At 60.3% G+C, this 19,068-nt stretch carries 18 protein-coding genes and 1 pseudogene; 7 read left to right on the top strand and 12 right to left on the bottom strand.

Going from position 1 to position 19,068, the window contains the following annotated elements:
- The 3 genes and pseudogenes from ACK4TM_RS12460 to mnmA all read right to left on the bottom strand — a co-directional run.
- Positions 1 to 209 (bottom strand): annotated as a pseudogene (locus ACK4TM_RS12460) (ATPase); the annotation flags it as partial.
- Between the two features lie 95 nt (positions 210 to 304).
- Positions 305 to 1,444, bottom strand: coding sequence for a Hint domain-containing protein (locus tag ACK4TM_RS12455; protein ID WP_409701824.1), 1,140 nt, complete (start codon positions 1,442 to 1,444; stop codon positions 305 to 307).
- Between the two features lie 155 nt (positions 1,445 to 1,599).
- The gene (gene mnmA, locus ACK4TM_RS12450; RefSeq protein ID WP_409701830.1) at positions 1,600 to 2,739 is read right to left on the bottom strand and encodes a tRNA 2-thiouridine(34) synthase MnmA; all 1,140 of its coding nucleotides are present in this window, start codon (positions 2,737 to 2,739) and stop codon (positions 1,600 to 1,602) included.
- A 130-nt stretch (positions 2,740 to 2,869) separates the two neighbouring features.
- Between mnmA and ACK4TM_RS12445 the strand changes: the two genes are divergently transcribed.
- The 5 genes from ACK4TM_RS12445 (at position 2,870) to ACK4TM_RS12425 (ending at position 8,491) form a co-directional block, all read left to right on the top strand.
- Positions 2,870 to 3,148, top strand: coding sequence for a DUF1153 domain-containing protein (locus ACK4TM_RS12445; protein ID WP_409701822.1), 279 nt, complete (start codon positions 2,870 to 2,872; stop codon positions 3,146 to 3,148).
- Between the two features lie 90 nt (positions 3,149 to 3,238).
- On the top strand, positions 3,239 to 3,952 hold the full coding sequence (gene ctrA / locus ACK4TM_RS12440) for a response regulator transcription factor CtrA (RefSeq protein ID WP_409701820.1): 714 nt from the start codon (positions 3,239 to 3,241) through the stop codon (positions 3,950 to 3,952).
- 131 nt (positions 3,953 to 4,083) lie between these two features.
- Positions 4,084 to 6,189 (top strand): NAD-dependent DNA ligase LigA, encoded by a 2,106-nt coding sequence (ligA, locus tag ACK4TM_RS12435; RefSeq protein ID WP_409701828.1) that lies wholly within the window; start codon positions 4,084 to 4,086, stop codon positions 6,187 to 6,189.
- On the top strand, positions 6,186 to 8,276 hold the full coding sequence (gene recG / locus ACK4TM_RS12430) for an ATP-dependent DNA helicase RecG (RefSeq protein WP_409701818.1): 2,091 nt from the start codon (positions 6,186 to 6,188) through the stop codon (positions 8,274 to 8,276). The genes ligA and recG overlap by 4 nt, the downstream gene beginning before the upstream one ends.
- A gap of 92 nt (positions 8,277 to 8,368) precedes the next feature.
- Positions 8,369 to 8,491: a hypothetical protein gene (locus tag ACK4TM_RS12425; RefSeq protein ID WP_409701816.1), complete on the top strand. Its 123-nt coding sequence runs from the start codon at positions 8,369 to 8,371 to the stop codon at positions 8,489 to 8,491.
- 224 nt (positions 8,492 to 8,715) lie between these two features.
- Here ACK4TM_RS12425 and ACK4TM_RS12420 read toward each other — a convergent pair whose 3' ends face one another.
- The gene (locus ACK4TM_RS12420) at positions 8,716 to 9,183 is read right to left on the bottom strand and encodes an iron-sulfur cluster assembly scaffold protein (RefSeq protein ID WP_409701814.1); all 468 of its coding nucleotides are present in this window, start codon (positions 9,181 to 9,183) and stop codon (positions 8,716 to 8,718) included.
- Between the two features lie 66 nt (positions 9,184 to 9,249).
- Between ACK4TM_RS12420 and hisI the strand changes: the two genes are divergently transcribed.
- The gene (gene hisI, locus ACK4TM_RS12415; RefSeq protein ID WP_409701812.1) at positions 9,250 to 9,627 is read left to right on the top strand and encodes a phosphoribosyl-AMP cyclohydrolase; all 378 of its coding nucleotides are present in this window, start codon (positions 9,250 to 9,252) and stop codon (positions 9,625 to 9,627) included.
- Here the strand turns inward: hisI and gluQRS are convergent.
- The 6 genes from gluQRS to rocF all read right to left on the bottom strand — a co-directional run bounded on the left by gluQRS (position 9,599) and on the right by rocF (position 17,448).
- Complete coding sequence (gluQRS, locus tag ACK4TM_RS12410; RefSeq protein WP_409701810.1) at positions 9,599 to 10,432, bottom strand: tRNA glutamyl-Q(34) synthetase GluQRS; 834 nt, start codon at positions 10,430 to 10,432, stop codon at positions 9,599 to 9,601. The two genes, hisI and gluQRS, sit on opposite strands and share 29 nt — an antisense overlap.
- Positions 10,429 to 11,784, bottom strand: a complete 1,356-nt coding sequence (trmFO, locus tag ACK4TM_RS12405) for a methylenetetrahydrofolate--tRNA-(uracil(54)-C(5))-methyltransferase (FADH(2)-oxidizing) TrmFO (protein WP_409701808.1) — start codon at positions 11,782 to 11,784, stop codon at positions 10,429 to 10,431. The genes gluQRS and trmFO overlap by 4 nt, the downstream gene beginning before the upstream one ends.
- A gap of 86 nt (positions 11,785 to 11,870) precedes the next feature.
- A complete protein-coding gene (locus ACK4TM_RS12400) occupies positions 11,871 to 12,596 on the bottom strand; it encodes a hypothetical protein (RefSeq protein ID WP_409701806.1) in 726 nt (241 codons plus the stop codon).
- A gap of 43 nt (positions 12,597 to 12,639) precedes the next feature.
- Positions 12,640 to 15,372, bottom strand: a complete 2,733-nt coding sequence (gene gyrA / locus ACK4TM_RS12395) for a DNA gyrase subunit A (RefSeq protein WP_409701804.1) — start codon at positions 15,370 to 15,372, stop codon at positions 12,640 to 12,642.
- 103 nt (positions 15,373 to 15,475) lie between these two features.
- On the bottom strand, positions 15,476 to 16,522 hold the full coding sequence (locus tag ACK4TM_RS12390; protein WP_409701802.1) for an ornithine cyclodeaminase: 1,047 nt from the start codon (positions 16,520 to 16,522) through the stop codon (positions 15,476 to 15,478).
- Entirely contained in the window at positions 16,519 to 17,448 is a 930-nt protein-coding gene (gene rocF, locus ACK4TM_RS12385; RefSeq protein WP_409701800.1) for an arginase, read from the bottom strand. The genes ACK4TM_RS12390 and rocF overlap by 4 nt, the downstream gene beginning before the upstream one ends.
- Before the next feature lie 85 nt (positions 17,449 to 17,533).
- Between rocF and ACK4TM_RS12380 the strand changes: the two genes are divergently transcribed.
- Positions 17,534 to 17,953, top strand: a complete 420-nt coding sequence (locus tag ACK4TM_RS12380) for an Lrp/AsnC family transcriptional regulator (protein WP_409701798.1) — start codon at positions 17,534 to 17,536, stop codon at positions 17,951 to 17,953.
- Here ACK4TM_RS12380 and ACK4TM_RS12375 read toward each other — a convergent pair.
- Positions 17,910 to 18,386, bottom strand: coding sequence for a disulfide bond formation protein B (locus ACK4TM_RS12375; RefSeq protein ID WP_409701796.1), 477 nt, complete (start codon positions 18,384 to 18,386; stop codon positions 17,910 to 17,912). The genes ACK4TM_RS12380 and ACK4TM_RS12375 overlap by 44 nt on opposite strands.
- Complete coding sequence (locus tag ACK4TM_RS12370; protein ID WP_409701826.1) at positions 18,383 to 18,961, bottom strand: YqaA family protein; 579 nt, start codon at positions 18,959 to 18,961, stop codon at positions 18,383 to 18,385. The genes ACK4TM_RS12375 and ACK4TM_RS12370 overlap by 4 nt, the downstream gene beginning before the upstream one ends.
- Between the last annotated feature and the right edge of the window lie 107 nt (positions 18,962 to 19,068).

Raw genomic sequence — 19,068 nt, 5'->3', positions numbered from 1 at the left:
GGGACCTTCATCGCCTCGCGCTTGGCGTTATCGGCGATATATTCGCCCATATACCGCGTGCCGATCCGGTAATCGATGGAATAATGGAACCAGTCGCCGGTTTCGCGCAGCATGCTGGACAGATAGGTCTTGCCCAGCCCCGACATCGCGAACAGCAGGACACGTTTTTGCGGCGCTTCGCGCCAGTCTGATGCGGATGTGTAAATCATGCGCCTTGGGTAATGGGGCCAGCGATGATCTGCCAGAGGTTTTTTCCGGCCTGCAGCAAGTTGGACGGGGCCTTGCCCGAAACAGGACGTAGAGATCAAGCCGCCAGCGTCACGCCGTTTTTCTGATGACGCGCGATCATCTGGTCCACTTTCTTGCCTCTTGCGATCAGCCGCGCGGGCACGGGTTCGCTGTCTGCGAGATCGGGAAAGATCGCGGCGATTTCTTCCATGTGATCTGGACCCAATGCCTCGATCGCCATGGCTCCGGTCAGCAAAGTCTCGCTCGGCGCGCCTTCGGCGAAGATCACGTCATGGGTATCGGTCATCAGGTGGACATAGGTGACGTCAGTGCTGGACTCGACGATGTCCACACCGGGCAGGGCGATCAGTTTGATCGCGGGGATCAAAATTTCATCCGCGCCGAACATCCGCTTGCAGATCGCAGAAGCCACCAGCATCCGGTGCTGGCGCGACACCAGCAGATCACGCGCAGGCAGGTTGGGGCCAAGCGCACCGGCGGCGATGCGGACGGGGGCGAGCTTGCCCATTGCCTTGACGGTGCTTTTGCCGATCCAGCGGATCGGGCGGGGGCCGTGATCTTTGGTGATCACCAGATCGCCAGGCGCGAGGGTTTCGATGGGTTCTTCGCCGGTCGGCGTCAGGATCGCGGTGCCGGTGACATAGCAGGTGAGGATGTTATCTTGGGTGAAGAAGTCAGGGCGGTCGCCGACCAAACCGACGAACCCATTTTGCGCCACAGAATTCAAAGTGATGGACCGTATTGGCTTTGCCGTCAGAGCGGCCAGATCAGCGCCTGCCGCCTGAGGTGGTCCCAGATATGTGCGGCCAGCGGTGTCCTGAAAAACAACGGCACTAATGCTGGCTGTCGTTCCATCGGTATATGTCAGCGTTGCGGTGTAATTTGCGCCAGCGTCAAAAACCTGATCGGCGCCGTTGTTAATCCGGAAAGTTTCGTTTCGGATGTTATTGTCTTGGTTGTAAACAGCGCGATCCTGAGAGCTGCTTCCGGGAAGGAAAAAGCTAAACAAGCCAGTCGGCTGATCGAACCGCACCGATCCGGGCGATAGCGTCTGCAGGTTGTTGAACAGTGGGTTACTTGCATCGCCAACCGTCAACCCGACAAGCGCAGAGGCGTTTTCGGCGATCTGATTACCCTCGATCGGGTCGATGATGGCGTGAACGCCCAAGTAGAATACGTTGAACGTCGTCGCCATGATTAACCAACCCCATGCAAACCGATAAAAAGAGAAACACTTCTACATCGATTACATATCGTTAACCAAAAATCGGTCAATCCCACAAAAAAATGTAAAACGTTTCTATTTTTAATACAAACGTTTTTATTTTGGTTTGGCGTCTCGCGCGATCGTCAGACGCCGCGCCAGATCCAGCCGCCGCCCAGAATGCGGGTGGTTTCTGTGTCATAGAACACACAGGCCTGACCGGGTGACACGCCTTGTTCGGCGACCAGCAGTTCAACCTCGGCTTCTGTGTCGCTGATCGGGCGCAGCACCGCGTCAGTCGGCGGGCGGGTGGACCGGACGCGCACGGCGATCTGGCGTTCGGCCACATCCGTCAGTTTCCCGCCGCCGATCCAGTTGATTTCACGGATCGGCACGCGCCGGGTGGCGAGCATGTCTTTCGGTCCGACGATGACCTGCTTATTATCGACATCAAGGCGCACGACATAAAGCGGGTCTGCCAGCCCCCCGATGCCAAGGCCGCGCCGTTGGCCCACAGTATAATGGATCACGCCATTATGTTTGCCCAGCACGTTGCCGTTGATATCGACAATGTCGCCCGGTGCCGCGGCCCCGGGGCGCAGTTTTTCGATCACCGCGGCATAATCGCCGTTAGGGACGAAACAGATATCCTGACTGTCGGGTTTATCCGCCACGCTCAGCCCGTATTTGGCGGCAAGCGCACGGGTTTCATCCTTGCTTTTGTGATGGCCCAGCGGAAAGCGCAGGTAATCCAGCTGATCCTGCGTGGTCGAAAACAGGAAATAGCTTTGATCTTTCGCCGCATCAGCGGCGCTGTGCAGTTCCGCGCCGTCCAGCCCCATCTTGCGCTGGATGTAATGGCCGGTGGCCATGCAATCGGCGTCCAGATCCTTGGCGGTTTGCAGCAGATCCTTGAATTTCACCCGTTCATTGCAGCGGATACAGGGCACCGGCGTCGCGCCGCCCAGATAGCTGTCGGCGAATTCGTCCATCACCGCCTCGCGAAAGGTGTTTTCGTAATCCAGCACGTAATGCGGAAAGCCCATCTCCTCGGCCACGCGGCGGGCATCGTGGATATCACGGCCCGCGCAGCAGGCACCTTTTTTCGCCAGCGCCGCGCCATGGTCATAAAGCTGCAAGGTCACGCCGACGACATCATAGCCTTCTTCGGCCAGTTTTGCCGCCACGACAGAGGAATCCACACCGCCGGACATGGCAACGACCACGCGGGTATCGGCAGGGGCCTTGGCAAAACCAAGCGAGTTCAAGGGCGTTTCAAAGGGCATGTCAGCTTCCGTCATGGCGAGGACCGTTACAAATATAGGAAAATGCAACCTATTCTCAAGGCGCGGGTATACCTGTCGTTAAGTCATGGCCCCGATAACACCTGAGGGAGCTGCAGGAAAGGGGTTCGCGATGCGGATCAAGAAACTGAACGGGCCGCGGGCCGTTACATTGCCGGATGGCACGGTCATGACACGGGCGGATCTGCCCGACAAGACAACGCGCCGCTGGGTCGCATCGCGCAAGGCCGCCGTGGTGCGCGCCGTCACCCATGGGCTGATCACAAGGGAAGAGGCGTTGGAAAACTATGCGCTGTCCGAAGAGGAATTCAGCGAATGGGACAGGGCCGTGGCCGACCATGGTGAAGCCGCACTGAAAGCCACGGCATTGCAAAAATATAGACAACCTTAGATTGTTTTTGATATTTATACGCTATAGGTAATATATGGTTAACCTTTTTGTTTCTATGATGAATGGCACAAGTTTAAGTGGAGAATCCCTATGCGCGTTTTGCTGGTTGAAGATGACCCGACAACGGCGAAAAGCATCGAATTGATGCTGACCCATGCCAATCTGAACGTCTATACGACCGACCTGGGTGAAGAAGGCATCGATCTGGCGAAATTATATGATTACGACCTGATCCTGCTGGACCTGAACCTGCCGGATATGAACGGGCACGAAGTGTTGCGCCAGCTCCGGCTCAGCCGCATCGATACGCCGATATTGATCCTCACAGGGGACGATGGGACAGAAAGCAAGCTGAAAAGCTTTGGCTTCGGGGCAGATGATTATCTGACGAAACCTTTCCACCGCGAAGAACTCGTGGCGCGTATTCATGCGATCATCCGTCGGTCGAAAGGCCATGCGCAATCCATCATCCGCACTGGAAAGGTGGCGGTCAATCTGGATACCAAAACAGTCGAGGTTGCGGGCGCTGCCGTGCATCTGACCGGCAAGGAATATCAGATGCTGGAATTGCTGTCACTGCGCAAGGGCACCACGCTGACCAAGGAAATGTTTCTCAACCACCTTTATGGCGGGATGGATGAACCGGAACTGAAAATCATTGATGTCTTTATCTGCAAGCTGCGCAAGAAATTGTCAGAGGCCGGAAATGGCGAAAACAATATCGAAACGGTCTGGGGGCGGGGTTACGTCCTGCGCGACCCGGAACCTGTCGCCGTGATCCCCCGGCTTGCCGTCGGGGCATAACTTTGCCCGGCGCGGGGCAATCGCCCCATCGCGTCTGGACCTTGGCGTGATGGCTGCCTAACACTATCTGGCGCGCAATCGCATTGGGGACCGACGTGAGCCAGAAAGCACAAAGTGACGATATCGCCGCCATGCCGGTGGATAAACTGACCGTGGATCAGGCGCGCGCCGAACTGGCAAGGCTGGCCGATCTGCTGCAAAAGGCCAATGCCGCGTACCATCGCGAGGATGATCCGGCGATTTCTGACGCGGAATATGACCGGCTGAAACACCGCAATACCGCGATCGAGGCGCGGTTTGCCGACCTCAAACGCTCCGACAGCCCCAGCGATCAGGTGGGTGCCGCCGTGGCCGATGGTTTCGGTAAGGTGCAGCACGCGGTGCGGATGCTGTCGCTGGGCAACGCGTTCAGCGATGACGATGTCGCGGATTTCGACCAACGGGTGCGCAAATATCTTGGGCTGGGCGCAGATCAGCCCCTGCGCTATACCGCAGAACCCAAGATCGACGGGCTGTCGCTGTCATTGCGGTATGAAAAGGGCGAATTGGTGCAGGCCGCGACGCGGGGTGACGGGGCCGTGGGCGAAAACGTCACCGCCAATGCGCGCACCATTGCGGATATCCCGCAGCGCCTGAAAGACGCGCCCGATGTGCTGGAGGTGCGGGGCGAGGTTTACATGAGCCATGCCGATTTCGCCGCGCTGAACACAGGGCAGGACGCGAAAGGCGCGAAAACCTTTGCCAATCCGCGCAATGCTGCCGCAGGGTCGCTGCGGCAACTGGATGCGCAGATTACGGCCGCGCGCCCGTTGCGTTTCTTTGCCTATGCCTGGGGGCAGGTGTCGGAACCGCTGGCAGGCACGCAATCGGGCGCGATTGCGCGGCTGCAGGCGATGGGTTTCGCCACCAATCCGCTGACTGTCACCTGCGACACGCCCGCCGCGATGATCGCGCATTATCAGGGGATCGAGGCGCAGCGCGCCACGCTTGGCTATGATATCGATGGCGTGGTCTACAAGGTCGATGATCTGGCCCTGCAACACAGGCTCGGGTTCCGGTCCACCACGCCGCGGTGGGCGATTGCGCATAAATTCCCCGCCGAACTCGCCTGGACGCAACTGACCGGGATCGACATTCAGGTCGGGCGCACAGGTGCCTTGTCACCCGTCGCGCGGCTGGTGCCGGTGAATGTGGGCGGTGTCATGGTGTCGAACGCGACCCTGCATAACGAAGATTATATCGCCGGGCGCGGCGGCGACGGCCAGCCCATCCGCGAGGGCCGCGATATCCGCATCGGCGATTGGGTGCAGGTGTTCCGCGCCGGCGACGTGATCCCCAAGATCAAGGATGTGGACCTTGCGCGCCGGCCTGCAGATTCCAAGCCCTATAAATTCCCTGATACCTGCCCCGAATGCGGATCGCCTGCGATCCGCGAAGACGGCGATGCCGTGCGCCGTTGCACCGGCGGTCTGATCTGCCCCGCGCAAGCCGTTGAAAGGCTGAAACATTTCGTGTCGCGCGCGGCTTTCGATATCGAAGGGCTGGGCGCCAAACAGGTCGAACAATTCTTTGCCTTTGGGTGGAACAACACGCCGGTGGATATTTTCACCCTGCGCGCGCGGTTCGGCCAAGGAATGCAGCAGTTGAAAAACCGCGACGGCTGGGGCGCGAAAAGCGCCGATAATCTGTTCGCCGCGATTGATAATAAACGCAAAATCCCGCTGCACCGGCTGATCTATGCGCTGGGAATCCGGCATGTCGGTGAAAGCTCTGCCGCGCTTTTGGCCGGACATTACGGGTCCTGGGCCAATTTCGCCGCCGCGATGGCCGAGGCGGAGATCGGCAGCGGTCCCGCCTGGGACGCGCTGATCAGCATCGATGGCGTCGGCGCGGTGATGGCGACATCGCTGATCACCACGCTGCAGAACCCGGCAGAAGCCGAGTCCATCGCCGCGCTTGTCGCCGAACTGGACGTGCAGGACGCCGCCAAAATCGCCAGCGACAGCCCGGTGTCGGGCCTGACCGTTGTCTTCACCGGCACGCTGGAGAAAATGACACGGGCAGAGGCCAAGGCGCGCGCCGAATCCCTTGGCGCCAAGGTCGCAGGATCGGTCAGCGCCAAGACCGATATTCTGGTCGCAGGGCCGGGGGCCGGGTCCAAGGCGGCCAAGGCCGAAGCGCTCGGCATCCGCACCCTGGACGAGGACGGCTGGCTTGCGCTGATCGCATCCCCATGACCGGCCGGCCCGAACCGCTGTTCCCGCTGTTCGGCAGCCTGACCCAGCTGGACGGTGTGGGCGCCAAAACCGCGCAGATCCTGACGGATGCGGGCACGGTCAAACCCGCTGATCTGCTGTTTACCTTGCCGATTTCCGGCGTGGACCGGCGCAGGCGCGCCAGCATCCGCGATGTCATCGCCCCCTGTGTCGTCACGGTCGAGGTCACGGTGGGCCTGCATATGCCGCCCAAGATCAAGGGCCGCCCTTATCGGATCAATGTCGAGGATGCGCAAACCACGTTCCAACTGGTGTTTTTCCATCCGCGCGGCGATTATCTGCAGAAATTGCTGCCCACGGGCCAGCGCCGCGTGGTGTCGGGCAAGCTGGAACTTTTTGACGGGATCGCGCAGATCGTGCATCCCGATCACGTCCTGCCCCTCGCAGAGGCCGAAACGATCCCCGCATTCGAACCCGTCTATCCGCTGCATCAGGGCATCACGCAAAAGACGATGTGGAAGGCGACACGGTCTGCGTTAACCCTGTTGCCCGATCTGCCGGAATGGATCGACCCCGGCCAAAAGGCGCGCGAAGGCTGGCCCGATTGGGCAGAGGCGCTGCACCTTGCGCATAACCCGCAATCGACGACTGACCTGTCGCCGCATCATCCTGCCCGCGCGCGGCTGGCCTATGACGAATTGATGGCGCATCAGATCACGCTGGCCTTGGCGCGGTCGCGGGCGCGGCGGGCAAAGGGTATCGCGTCGCGCGGCGATGGTGCGTTGCAGGCGCGTGTTCTGGCCGATCTGCCCTATGCGCCCACTGGCGCGCAGACCCGCGCGATTGGCGACATCAGCGCCGATCTGGCGGCAGAGCAGCGGATGAACCGGCTGTTGCAGGGCGATGTCGGGTCGGGCAAGACGCTGGTCGCGATGATGGCGCTGCTGCAGGTGGTCGAGGCAGGCGGGCAGGGCGTGATGATGGCCCCGACCGAAATTCTGGCGCGCCAGCATTATGCCGGGCTGGAGCCGCTGGCCGCCGCTGCCGGTATCCGACTGGAGGTGCTGACAGGCCGTGACAAGGGGGCGGATCGCGCAGCGAAACTGGCGGCGCTGGCGGCGGGTGAGATCAGTATTCTGGTCGGCACCCATGCGGTGTTCCAGAAAGACGTGCATTTCCATGATCTGCGTCTGGCGGTAATCGATGAACAACACCGGTTCGGCGTGGCGCAGCGGATGGAACTGGGCGCGAAAGGTCGCGCTGTCGATGTGCTGGTGATGACGGCGACGCCGATCCCGCGGTCACTGGCGCTGGCGCAATATGGCGATATGGATGTGTCGGTGCTGGATGAAAAACCACCCGGGCGCAAACCGGTGCAGACGGCATTGGTATCAGCCGCCCGGATGGATGAGGTGGTGGCGAAACTGCGCGCCGCGGTGGCCGACGGGCGGCAGGCCTATTGGGTCTGCCCGCTGGTCGAAGAAAGCGAAGTGGTGGAAATGACTGCCGCTGAAGAACGGTTCAAAAGGCTGCGCGCCGCCTTGGGCGATGATATCGTCGGGCTGGTGCATGGCCAGATGCCGATTGCAGAAAAAGACGCGGCCATGGCGCGGTTCGTCAGCGGCGACACACGCGTGCTGGTCGCCACCACGGTGATTGAGGTGGGGGTGAATGTCCCCAACGCCAGCATCATGATGATCGAAGGCGCGGAAAGTTTCGGACTGGCGCAATTGCACCAGTTGCGCGGCCGGGTCGGACGCGGCGATGCGGCATCGACCTGCCTGCTAATCTATCAGCCGCCGCTGTCCGAGAACGGCCGCAAGCGGCTGGAAATCCTGCGCGAGACCGAGGATGGTTTCCGCATTTCCGAAGAAGACCTGATGATGCGCGGCGCAGGCGACGTGATCGGCACCACGCAATCGGGCCTGCCGCGGTTCCGTGTCGCCGATCTGGAACGGCAGGCGGGGCTGATGGCGGTGGCGCAATCGGATGCGCGCAAGCTGCTGCATGATGATCCTGATCTGACCCTTCCTCGTGGGGAAGGTGCGCGCAACCTGCTGTGGCTGTTGGAACAGGATCGCGCGATCCGTTTGATTTCAATAGGTTAATAAATTTCTTTCCCGATGTTCCTAAAAAGTTCTTTACAGGTCATGTCTGATATGAGAACAAAGTAGCAACAGAACATTAAGGGAACATGAACATGGCGAAAGAAATTCAAACCATTCTCATCCGTTCGCGTCATACGCTGATCGGGGACGCCCTGGGCGTGATCGCCTTGATGGTTTTGTTGTTTGTCGGATTGTCCTTGCCCGGGTCGGTCTGACGTGCCGCGCGGATATCCGGTTCGCCCATTGCCTGTCCCACCTTGCAATGAACCTCCCCGCCCATTGTCATGGGATTTTGCCTCTTCCTGACAATATGGACCGGAATGCCGCCAAACTCGCCGCCGCCATCCTGCCCGGATGCGCGGCGGTTTTTTTATGCGTTGCAGGAAGAACCTGCAGCGCTTTTTGCTGCGCGCGAACGGGAAAGGCGCGTTAAGATATTTCAGGTATTTACCGAAACGCTGTATGCGCGGGCCTTGGCCACCTGCAGCGCGTCCAACGTGGCCTCGAACGCCAGCATGATCGAGGCGTGGCGGTTCTTGTAATCGCGTGCGGGTTCCAGCACTTCCAACCCGTCAAACGGGGCAGGCGGCACCGGGCCGTCCGATTTCAGCATGGCATAAAGCGCATCGCGCCCAGCCTGCACCTGATCCGCAGTCAGGCCAACAATTGCGCCACCGACGACGGCAGCGGCGGCTTGCCCCAGGGCGCAGGCTTTCACATCCTGCCCGTAATCGGTGATCACGCCGTCCTGCACCACGATATCGACCGTCACGTTGGACCCGCAAAGCGGCGCGCGTTTTTTTGCCGTCGCGGTCGGATTTTCCAGCCGTGCCGTGCGCGGCATATCCGCAGCCAGCGCCAGAATCCGCGCAGAATAAAGCTTGATCATATCGGTTTCGGCTGACATCGCATTTGCCCTTTGGTCCAATCACCTCTAGATAGGGCGCTGCCTCCGGCTTGCAAAGGGAAACCCATGTCTTTTGATCCGTCGACCCTGACATATAATGACGCAGGGCTGATCCCCGCCATCGCGCAGGATGCCGCATCGGGCGATGTGCTGATGATGGCCTGGATGAACGCGGAATCTATCGTGCGCACGCTGGAAACCGGGCGCGTGACCTATTGGTCGCGTTCGCGCCAGTCGTTCTGGGTCAAGGGCGATACCAGCGGGCATGTGCAGGAACTGGTGGATTTCCGGGTCGATTGCGACCGCGACTGCGTGCTGGTGACGGTCAATCAGACAGGGCCTGCCTGCCACACCGGGCGGCGGTCCTGTTTCTATACCGCCGTGCGCGATGATGCCGAGGTGGAATTGATGAAACCTATGGACACAACCCCACCATCCGCCTGATATCTGCAGGGGTCGCCCCTTCGTCGCGGAATTTCGCAATCGCCTTGGCGTCATCACGTTTGGCAAGGCGTTTGCCGTTTTCATCCCGGATCAGATCATGGTGGTGATAGCGCGGCGTTGGCAGGCCGAGCAGGCGTTGCAAGGCGACATGGATCTGTGTTGCGTCGGCCAGATCGGCACCGCGCACGACATCGGTGACGCCTTGCGCCGCATCATCCAGCACGACGCTGAGGTGGTAGGACGTGCCGCTGTCCTTGCGCCCGATGACGAAATCACCGACATCACGGCGCAGGTCATCAAGCGTCACATCAATACGCAAGCCATTATTTTTAAATGACATATCGTCGTCTGTCAATGTATCCAGATCAAATCGCAACACCGCATCTCTGATCTCGGCTGATGCCAGATGGTTGCGTCGGGGCTTGCAAGTGCCGGGATAGATCAGCCCGTCAGGGCCGACATTCGCCCCTTCCTGCGGCGCGCTCAGCGCTGCCTGAATGTGCCGCCGCGTGCAGGTGCAGATATACAAATGTCCGCGCTGCCACAGATCGTCGATGACGCGGTAATAGCTGTCCATCCGGTCCGATTGTCGCCAGACCGGCCCGTCCCATGTCAGGCCAAGCCAGCGCAGGTCGTCATATATCTGGGTTTCCCATGCCGGGCGGGCGCGGGTCTGGTCGATATCTTCGATCCGCAGCAGAAATTGTCCGCCTGCGGCGCGCGCCATGTCATGCGCCAGGATCGCGGAATAGGCATGGCCCAGGTGCAGCGGCCCCGTCGGCGACGGGGCGAACCGCGTGATCATTCGGCGGCAAGCGCCTGTGGCGCAAGCCAATCCTGCCAGTCCAGTTTGGCGCGGTCAGTATAAGCCTTATAGCGGTCCTTGCGCCCGCGTCGGCCACCTTTGACACCATCCAGCGGCGGGAACAGCCCGAAATTGACGTTCATCGGCTGGAAAGTTTTCGCATCCGCACCGCCAGTGATATGGGTGACCAACGCGCCCATCGCGGTGGTATCGGGAACGGGGGCGAGCGTTTCACCGCGCAATTCCGCCGCCGCCATGCGACCGGCCAGCAGGCCCATCGCGGCGCTTTCCACATAGCCTTCGACGCCGGTAATCTGGCCTGCAAAACGGATATTGGGGCGGCTACGCAGGCGCATCTGGTCGTCCAGCAAGGTGGGCGAGTTCAGGAACGTGTTACGGTGGATGCCGCCGAGGCGGGCGAATTCAGCATTCTCTAGCCCCGGAATCATCGCGAAAACAGCCTTTTGCGCGCCGTATTTCATCTTGGTCTGAAAGCCGACGATATTATAAAGCGTCCCCAAGGCGTTATCCCGGCGCAATTGCACCACCGCATAGGGTTTGTTCTGTGGATCATGCGCATTGGTCAGGCCGACCGGTTTCATCGGGCCAAAGCGCAGGGTTTCGCGGCCGCGTTCAGCCATGACCTCAATCGGCAGGCAGCCGTCAAAATATCCGGCGGTTTCGCCTTCTTTGAATTCGGTTTTCTCTGCGGCCAGCAGGGCGTCGATGAACGCCTCGTACTGGTCCTTGTTCATCGGGCAGTTCAGATAGGCGGTCTGTTCCTCCACCGTCTCGCCCTTGTCATAGCGCGACTGCATCCAGGCCACGTCCATATTGACCGTTTCGTGGTAAACGATGGGGGCAATGGCGTCGAAGAACGCCAGTGCCTCGCTGCCGGTTTCGGCGGCAATCGCCTCGGCCAAGGCTCCCGATGTCAGCGGGCCGGTGGCGATGATCCAGTGACCATCGTCGGGCAGGGCGGTGATTTCATCGTAATTAACAGTGATGTTGGGATGCGATTTCAGCGCGGCGGTCACGCTTTCGGCGAAAGGGTCGCGGTCCACGGCCAATGCACCGCCTGCGGGCAGGCGGTGGCGCGCCGCCATGTCCATGATCAGCCCGCCCGCCTGCCGCATTTCCCAATGCAGCAGGCCGACCGCGTTTTGTTCGTGATCGTCAGAGCGGAAGGAATTGGAACAGACCATTTCCCCCAGATTGCCGGTGCGGTGGGCGAAAGTGCCGACCTTGGGCCGCATTTCATGGATGACGACCTGAATGCCCGCATTGGCGGCCTGCCAGGCGGCCTCTGATCCGGCCATACCGCCGCCGATGATGTGGAGTGTGTTTTGCATGCCCTGCATTTAGGCCGATGCAGGGCAAAAGAAAAGGCCCCGCATGCCAACGGGGCATGCCCCGGATATTCTCCGGGGCCTTGGGTTCAGCCGCCTGCGGCGCGATATGCCTCAAAGAAACTGCGACGATCAAAGGTCGTGCCGTTCTGATAGCCCAGATCGATCCGCGCCTTGACGCCGATATAGGTCTCGTCAATGTCGGTGCCTGTATTTCTCAGGTAATTCCGCCCCAGCACACCGCTGAATACCGGCCCACCCGCCAGCGCATATTCGCCGCCGATCTCGATTGTCAGACCGCTGCCGTCGTCAAAGCTGACGCCGTCAACCGACCCGATCGCGCTGATCCCGCCAGCAAAATTGTAATTGCCCGAGGCACCTGCCGCATAAAGCCTGTCCAGCGCGCCGTCACCCAGCCCGACATAGGCCTGCGCGACACCAAAGCCGTAATCATAGGCGCCCTGCACGCCGTAATTGTTGATCGTCTCGTCGTCGATCCAGTCGCGCCCGAAATAAGCGCCGAGTGCGATCTGGCTATCCAGCGCATAGATCGCGTGGCCGGTGACATTGCGCGCATCGGATCCCGCGATGGCGAAATCATAAAACGACAGGTCCAGCGCGAAACTGATCCCTGAAATCGCCTCGACCTCGGCCTGACCGTAGTAGTTCACGCCGCCCAGATCAGAGCTGTCCAGCGATTTGTTATAATCAAGCCCGAGCGTTGCCCCGCTAAACCCCTGCGCCGCGACACCGCCTGCGGTGGCCAGCAACAGGGCCGCCGTCAGCGTCGCCCCCAATGTGATTTTCCTGATCATGGTTTCTGCCTCTTTGTTGTGGCCCGGGTTGTCCCGGTGCCGGTTAGGTATCTGCCTCTGTTTCACCCTCACCCTGATCGGCGATCCAGGCCACAGAGACCACGGTTTCGCCTTTACTCGTGTTGAACACTTTCACGCCGCCCGCAGATCGCGAGCGGAAGGAAATCCCTTCCACCGGCACGCGGATCGACTGGCCGGTCGATGTGACCAGCATGATCTGGTCCGACATTTCCACCGGGAAAGACGTGACCAGCGGGCCGCCGCGCATCGCCTTGTCCATGGCCGTGACACCCATGCCGCCGCGTCCGCGCACTGGGTAATCATGGCTGGATGACAATTTGCCCGACCCTTTGGCGCTGATCGTCAGGATCAGGTTTTCCGCCGCCGACATTTCGGCATAGCGGTCGGGGCTGATGGACCCCGGCGTGGCTTCTTCATCTTCGACCTCGGCATCATCGGCCAACCCTGCCATCGCACGGCGCATTTTGAGGTAGGCGGCACGTTCTTCTGCCTCTGCCTCGAAATGCCGGATCACGGACATGGAGACGACCTTGTCATCGCCCTGCAACCTGATTCCGCGCACCCCGGTGCTGTCGCGGCCCTTGAAGACGCGGACATCGGTCGTGGGGAAACGGATCGCGCGACCAGAGTCAGTCACCAGCATGATATCATCGTCCGGTGAACAGATGCGCGCATTGACCAAAAGCGTATGTTCATCAGGCAGTTTCATGGCGATCTTGCCATTCGACTTGACGTTAGTGAAATCCGACAGGGCATTGCGGCGTACGTCGCCAGCGGATGTTGCAAAGACGATCTGCAGCGCGTCCCATTCCGTTTCTGGCCGGTCCACCGGCATGATCGCGGCGATGGATACGCCTTGCGGGATTGGCAGGATATTGACGATCGCCTTGCCCTTGGCGGTGCGGCTGCCCAAAGGCAGGCGCCATGTCTTCAGCTTATAGGCCATGCCATCGGTGGTGAAGAACAGCAATTGCGTATGGGTATTGGCGACGAACAGGGTAGTGACGACATCTTCGTCCTTGGTGCCCATCGACGACAGACCTTTGCCGCCACGCCGCTGCGCGCGGAAATCGGCAAGTGCAGTGCGTTTGATGTAACCGCCGGAGGTGACGGTGACGACCATATCTTCTTTTTCGATCAGGTCTTCATCATCCATATCGCCCGCCCAATCGACGATCTGGGTGCGGCGGGGGACGGCGAACAGATCGCGGACCTCGGTCAATTCATCGCGAATGATCTGCATGATCCGGTCGCGAGAGCCAAGGATTTCCAGATATTCGCGGATCTTGCCAGCCAGTTCCTGCAATTCATCGGTGACTTCCTTGACGCCGATCTGGGTCAGGCGTTGCAGGCGCAGTTCAAGGATTGCGCGGGCCTGCGCCTCTGACAGGTTATAAGTGCCGTCTGCGTTGGCGGTATGGGTCGGATCATCGATCAGTTTGATATATTCAAGGATCGCCGCAGCGGGCCAGGGTCGCGTCATCAGCGTATGACGCGCATCGGCGGCATCGGCAGAGGCGCGGATGGTGGCGACCACCTCGTCAATATTGGTCACCGCAACGGCCAGACCGCACAGGATATGGGCGCGTTCGCGGGCCTTGCGCAATTCAAAGGCTGTGCGGCGCGCGACGACCTCTTCGCGGAAATCGACAAAGGCGGTCAGGAAGGCGCGCAATGTCAGTTGTTCCGGCTTGCCGCCGTTCAGCGCCAACATGTTGCAGCCGAAGTAGGTTTGCATCGGGGTGAAACGGAACAGCTGGTTCAGCACCACCTCTGCCGTGGCATCGCGTTTCAGTTCGACGACGACCCGCACACCGTTGCGGTCGGATTCATCCTGCACATGGGCAATGCCTTCGATGCGTTTATCGCGCGCGGCCTCGGCGATGCGGTCGATCATCACGGCCTTGTTGACCTGATAGGGAATCTCATTGATCACAATGGCATAGCGATCCTTACGGATTTCCTCGATCACCGTTTTCGCGCGCACGATCACAGAACCGCGCCCTTCCAGATACGCCTTGCGCGCACCGGACCGGCCCAGAATGATCCCGCCGGTGGGAAAATCGGGGGCGGGGATGTATTCGATCATGTCCTCGGACGTCAGATCGGGGTTGTCGATCAGCGCCAGTGTGGCGTCAATGACCTCGCCCAGGTTATGCGGGGGAATGTTGGTTGCCATGCCGACGGCGATACCGCCGGCGCCATTGACCAGCATATTGGGGAAACGCGCGGGCAGGACGGTGGGTTCACGGTCCTTGCCATCGTAATTGTCCTGAAAATTGACGGTATCCTTGTCGATATCGGCCAGCATGAAGGCGGCGGGTTTGTCCATCCGCACTTCGGTATAGCGCATGGCCGCGGCGCGGTCGCCGTCCATGGACCCGAAATTGCCTTGCCCGTCCAGTAGCGGCAGCGACATGGAAAAATCCTGCGCCATCCGCACCAGAGCGTCATAGATCGCGCTGTCGCCGTGGGGGTGGTATTTCCCCATCACGTCGCCAACAGACCGGGCAGATTTGCGATAGGATTTATCGTGGGTATTCCCGGCCTCATACATCCCGTAAAGAATGCGGCGGTGAACGGGTTTCAGACCGTCGCGCAGATCGGGGATCGCGCGCGAGACGATCACGCTCATCGCGTAATCCAGATAGCTGGTTTTTAATTCGTGTTCGATGGTGACGCTGGGGCCAGCATGGGCCATGCGTGTCACAGGCAAATCATCATCGTTTTCAGGGGTTTCAGGAGTATCGTTCACAAAGTCCGCCTGTCTGCTATCTGCTATATTTTGGTTGAGGCATACTAACAGACACCCTATCTGGGGTGCAATGCCGCATTGCAAAACAAGGGCAAAACCGGCCTTATTTGGCCCGTTTCAGCATCCCGAACAGGTCGCGCGGGTCGTCGGGGTCGGCGATCAGGTCCAGATCGATGTAATAGGGCGTGTCCTTGATCCGCTGATGGACGTAACGCAGGGCGCTGAAATCCTCGATGGCAAAGCCGACACCGTCGAACAGGGTGACTTCATCGGGGGATTTGCGGCCCTTGGTCTGGCCGGTGATGACCTGCCAAAGTTCTGTCACCGGATGGTCGGGGGCCATTTGCTGGATTTCACCCTCGATCCGCGTTTGCGGCGGGTATTCGACGAACACCGATGCGCGCGCCACGATATCGCGGTGCAGTTCCGTCTTGCCGGGGCAATCGCCGCCGATGGCGTTGATATGGACACCTGCGCCGACCATATTATCGGTCAGGATCGTCTGCATATCCTTGTCGGCGGTCGCGGTGGTGATGATCTGCGCACCTTCGACGGCCTGTTCGGGCGAGGTGCAGGTGATGATGTTCAGTCCAAGCCCCGCCAGATTGCGCGCGCATTTTTCGGTGGCGGCAGGGTCGATGTCGTAAAGCCGGACAGTTTGCACACCGCAGACCGCCTTGACCGCCAGACATTGGAATTCCGACTGCGCGCCATTGCCGATCATCGCCATCGTATCGGCGCCGGGGGCGGCCAGATGTTTCGTCGCCACCGCCGACATCGCCGCCGTGCGCAGGGCCGTCAGCAGGGTCATTTCAGTGAATAGCTGCGGATAACCGGAATAGACATCTGACAACACGCCAAAGGCGGTCACTGTCTGCAGGCCTTCGCCCATATTCTTGGGGTGGCCGTTGACGTATTTGAAACCATAGAGCACGCCATCGGACGTGGGCATCAACTCGATCACGCCGACGTCGGAATGCGACCCCACGCGCGGGGTTTTATCGAATTGGTCCCATTTGGCGAAATCTTCTTCAATCGCCTGGGCCAGATCGGCGATGAAGGTTTCAATGCCAATGCGATGCACCAGCCGCATCATGTTATCAACGCTGACAAAGGGCACCATGGCGCGGGGGGATGCTTTCAGACTCATTTCACGCTCCGCGTTGGCCGGTCGAACACGCGGCGGCCCAGCAAGGATGCCGTCAGATCGACCATCAGGTTGGCGGTCTTGCCGCGATCATCCAGAAACGGGTTCAACTCGACCAAATCCAGCGAGGTGACCAGCCCGGAATCCGACAGCATTTCCATCACCAGATGCCCTTCGCGCACCGTGGCACCGCCCGGCACGGTCGTGCCGACGGCGGGTGCGACGGAAGGATCGAGGAAATCAACGTCCAGCGACACATGCAACATGCCGTCAACCGCCGCGACGCGGTCGAGGAAGGCCTGCAACGGCGCGCTGATCCCTTCTTCGTCAATCCGGCGCATGTCGACCAGTTCGACATCTCCATCAGCCAGAATTTCATGTTCTGCCACATCAACGGACCGCAACCCGATCATGCAGATATTGGCCGGATCGACACGGACGGGCAGGGGCGGGAAATCGTCAAACCCGTCGCGCCCGGTGACGTAACCGACCGGTGTGCCATGCAGATTGCCGCTGTCGGTCGTGTCGGGCGTGTGAATATCGCTATGCGCGTCGAGCCAGAGCGCGAAGAACGGACGCCCCGCCTTTTGCGCATGGGCGGCCATGCCAGAGACAGTCCCAGCCGCCAGCGCGTGATCGCCGCCCATGAAGATGGGGAAACCATCTGCGGCGGCCTTCTGTGCGGCATCGGCCAGTGTCTTGGTCCAGCCGACGTTCTCGGCCAGTTTGTAGACCAAGGGGTTGCGCGGTTCGCCCACCTCCACCGCAGCGGGCGCAAGGTTGCCCCAGTCGGTGCAGGAATGCCCTAGAGCTGTAATCGCCTCGGCGATACCTGCGGTGCGATAGGCGTCGGGGCCCATCAAACAGCCCCGGCGGCGTTTGCCACAATCCACGGGGGCGCCAATCAATATGCAATGTTTATGTGTCATGGCGGCAGATTAGCCGGAAACGTTGATGGCGGAACCCTGCAAATTGTGCAATCTGGGTGCGAATTGACCAGAATGGACGGCACCAATGGACGAAACGGACAGCGCCCTGATCCGCGCCTTGCGCAAGAATGCCCGTGCCTCGCTGTCGGATCTTGCCGCCAGCATCGGCGTGACGCGGGCAACGGCGCGGGTCAGGCTCGACCGGTTGATCGCGGGGGGTGAGATTGCGGGGTTCACCGTGCTGACACGGTCCGACATTCGCCCCGATGCGGTGCGCGGGCTGATGATGCTGGAAATCGCCGGGCGCGGCGCCGAAAAGGTGATGAAACGCCTGACCGCAATGCCTGCAGTAATCGTGGTCCATTCCACCAACGGCACCTGGGATCTGATCGCCGAAATCGGCACCAAGACGCTGGAGGATTTCGATCAGGCCCTGTTCGCGATCCGCCGGATGGAAGGCGTCACGCGGTCCGAGACGAGCCTTTTGCTTTCATCACGGCGATGATCCAGATCGCCATCAGGCCGAATGACACCACTGCATTCCAGCTTGCCATAGACAGGGTCAGGAATTCCCATGTCACCTGATCGCACATCACCACGCGCGGGCCTTCTATCGCCAAAAGGTCCGCACCGGACATGCCCTGCAGGCTGCCTGCACCGGAACAGGATGTCGGGCCTTGCCACCAGCCGCGTTCGACGCCGGTGTGATAGACGCCCAGACCACCGGTGAGAGCCGCCGCAGCAGCGCCCAAAGCGGGCAGGGCGCGCCCACCAAAGCGCAGCGCCAAGGCGGCAATCACGATTGCGGCCATATGCGGCCAGCGTTGCCACAGGCACATCGCACAGGGCGGATAGCCCAGAGCCTGGAACAGGTAGGCCCCCGCCAACAAGGCAAAAGAGCCGCCACCGGCAACGAAAATCAACAGGTTACGCGTCATAGAACCCCCAGCAATGCAAATCCGCCCAGCAACAGGACGCAGAACAGGATAAACATCAACCCAAGGCGGCGTTCGATGAAATCGCGGATTGGTTCACCGAATTTCCACAGCAGCGCCGCCACCAGAAAGAACCGCAGCGCGCGCGCCGTGATCGAGGCGAAAATAAACACTGGCAACGACAATTGCGTTACGCCTGATGCGATCGTGATCACCTTATAGGGGAACGGCGTCACGCCCGCGACCAGCACCGCCCAGGCACCATAGCTGTTATAGGTCACCGCGAAATCGGCGAAATAATCTTCTTTGCCATAGAATTGCAGGATCTGGACGCCGACAGAATCATAAAGCGCGAACCCGATGAAATAGCCCAACATGCCACCCAGCACCGAGGCGATTGTCGCCACGCCGGCGATGAGAAAGGCACGTGACGGGCGCGCGATGATCATCGGGATCATCAGCACATCGGGCGGGATCGGAAAGAAGGACGATTCGATAAAGGCCACCGCCGCCAGCGCCCAAAGCGCATAAGGCGTGCGCGCCAGCGATATCGTCCAGTCATATAGTCCGCGCAGCATGTGATCGCCCTGTTTGATCGCCTGCTTAGGCCATGCCCGCGCGATCCCGTCAAGGCGGTGCAAATGCGATTGACGCCGCGCTTTGGCCGGATTAGGAAGCATCCCAG

Origin of the sequence: Yoonia sp. (assembly GCF_046292185.1) — a bacterium.
In the GTDB taxonomy this organism is placed as follows: domain Bacteria; phylum Pseudomonadota; class Alphaproteobacteria; order Rhodobacterales; family Rhodobacteraceae; genus Yoonia.
The sequence above is the reverse complement of the archived record's forward strand: the minus strand, read 5'-3'. Positions and strand labels throughout refer to the sequence as shown.

What these genes read in the sequence shown, in the direction of transcription:
- mnmA (WP_409701830.1), bottom strand. Translation starts at nt 2,739, where the DNA reads ATGCCCTTTGAAACGCCCTTGAACTCGCTTGGTTTTGCCAAGGCCCCT.
- ligA (WP_409701828.1), top strand. Translation starts at nt 4,084, where the DNA reads ATGCCGGTGGATAAACTGACCGTGGATCAGGCGCGCGCCGAACTGGCA.
- recG (WP_409701818.1), top strand. Translation starts at nt 6,186, where the DNA reads ATGACCGGCCGGCCCGAACCGCTGTTCCCGCTGTTCGGCAGCCTGACC.
- ACK4TM_RS12420 (WP_409701814.1), bottom strand. Translation starts at nt 9,183, where the DNA reads ATGTCAGCCGAAACCGATATGATCAAGCTTTATTCTGCGCGGATTCTG.
- ACK4TM_RS12390 (WP_409701802.1), bottom strand. Translation starts at nt 16,522, where the DNA reads ATGAGTCTGAAAGCATCCCCCCGCGCCATGGTGCCCTTTGTCAGCGTT.
- ACK4TM_RS12445 (WP_409701822.1), top strand. Translation starts at nt 2,870, where the DNA reads ATGCGGATCAAGAAACTGAACGGGCCGCGGGCCGTTACATTGCCGGAT.
- rocF (WP_409701800.1), bottom strand. Translation starts at nt 17,448, where the DNA reads ATGACACATAAACATTGCATATTGATTGGCGCCCCCGTGGATTGTGGC.
- ACK4TM_RS12380 (WP_409701798.1), top strand. Translation starts at nt 17,534, where the DNA reads ATGGACGAAACGGACAGCGCCCTGATCCGCGCCTTGCGCAAGAATGCC.
- ACK4TM_RS12425 (WP_409701816.1), top strand. Translation starts at nt 8,369, where the DNA reads ATGGCGAAAGAAATTCAAACCATTCTCATCCGTTCGCGTCATACGCTG.
- ACK4TM_RS12455 (WP_409701824.1), bottom strand. Translation starts at nt 1,444, where the DNA reads ATGGCGACGACGTTCAACGTATTCTACTTGGGCGTTCACGCCATCATC.
- trmFO (WP_409701808.1), bottom strand. Translation starts at nt 11,784, where the DNA reads ATGCAAAACACACTCCACATCATCGGCGGCGGTATGGCCGGATCAGAG.
- ACK4TM_RS12370 (WP_409701826.1), bottom strand. Translation starts at nt 18,961, where the DNA reads ATGCTGCGCGGACTATATGACTGGACGATATCGCTGGCGCGCACGCCT.
- ctrA (WP_409701820.1), top strand. Translation starts at nt 3,239, where the DNA reads ATGCGCGTTTTGCTGGTTGAAGATGACCCGACAACGGCGAAAAGCATC.
- hisI (WP_409701812.1), top strand. Translation starts at nt 9,250, where the DNA reads ATGTCTTTTGATCCGTCGACCCTGACATATAATGACGCAGGGCTGATC.
- ACK4TM_RS12375 (WP_409701796.1), bottom strand. Translation starts at nt 18,386, where the DNA reads ATGACGCGTAACCTGTTGATTTTCGTTGCCGGTGGCGGCTCTTTTGCC.
- gluQRS (WP_409701810.1), bottom strand. Translation starts at nt 10,432, where the DNA reads ATGATCACGCGGTTCGCCCCGTCGCCGACGGGGCCGCTGCACCTGGGC.
- ACK4TM_RS12400 (WP_409701806.1), bottom strand. Translation starts at nt 12,596, where the DNA reads ATGATCAGGAAAATCACATTGGGGGCGACGCTGACGGCGGCCCTGTTG.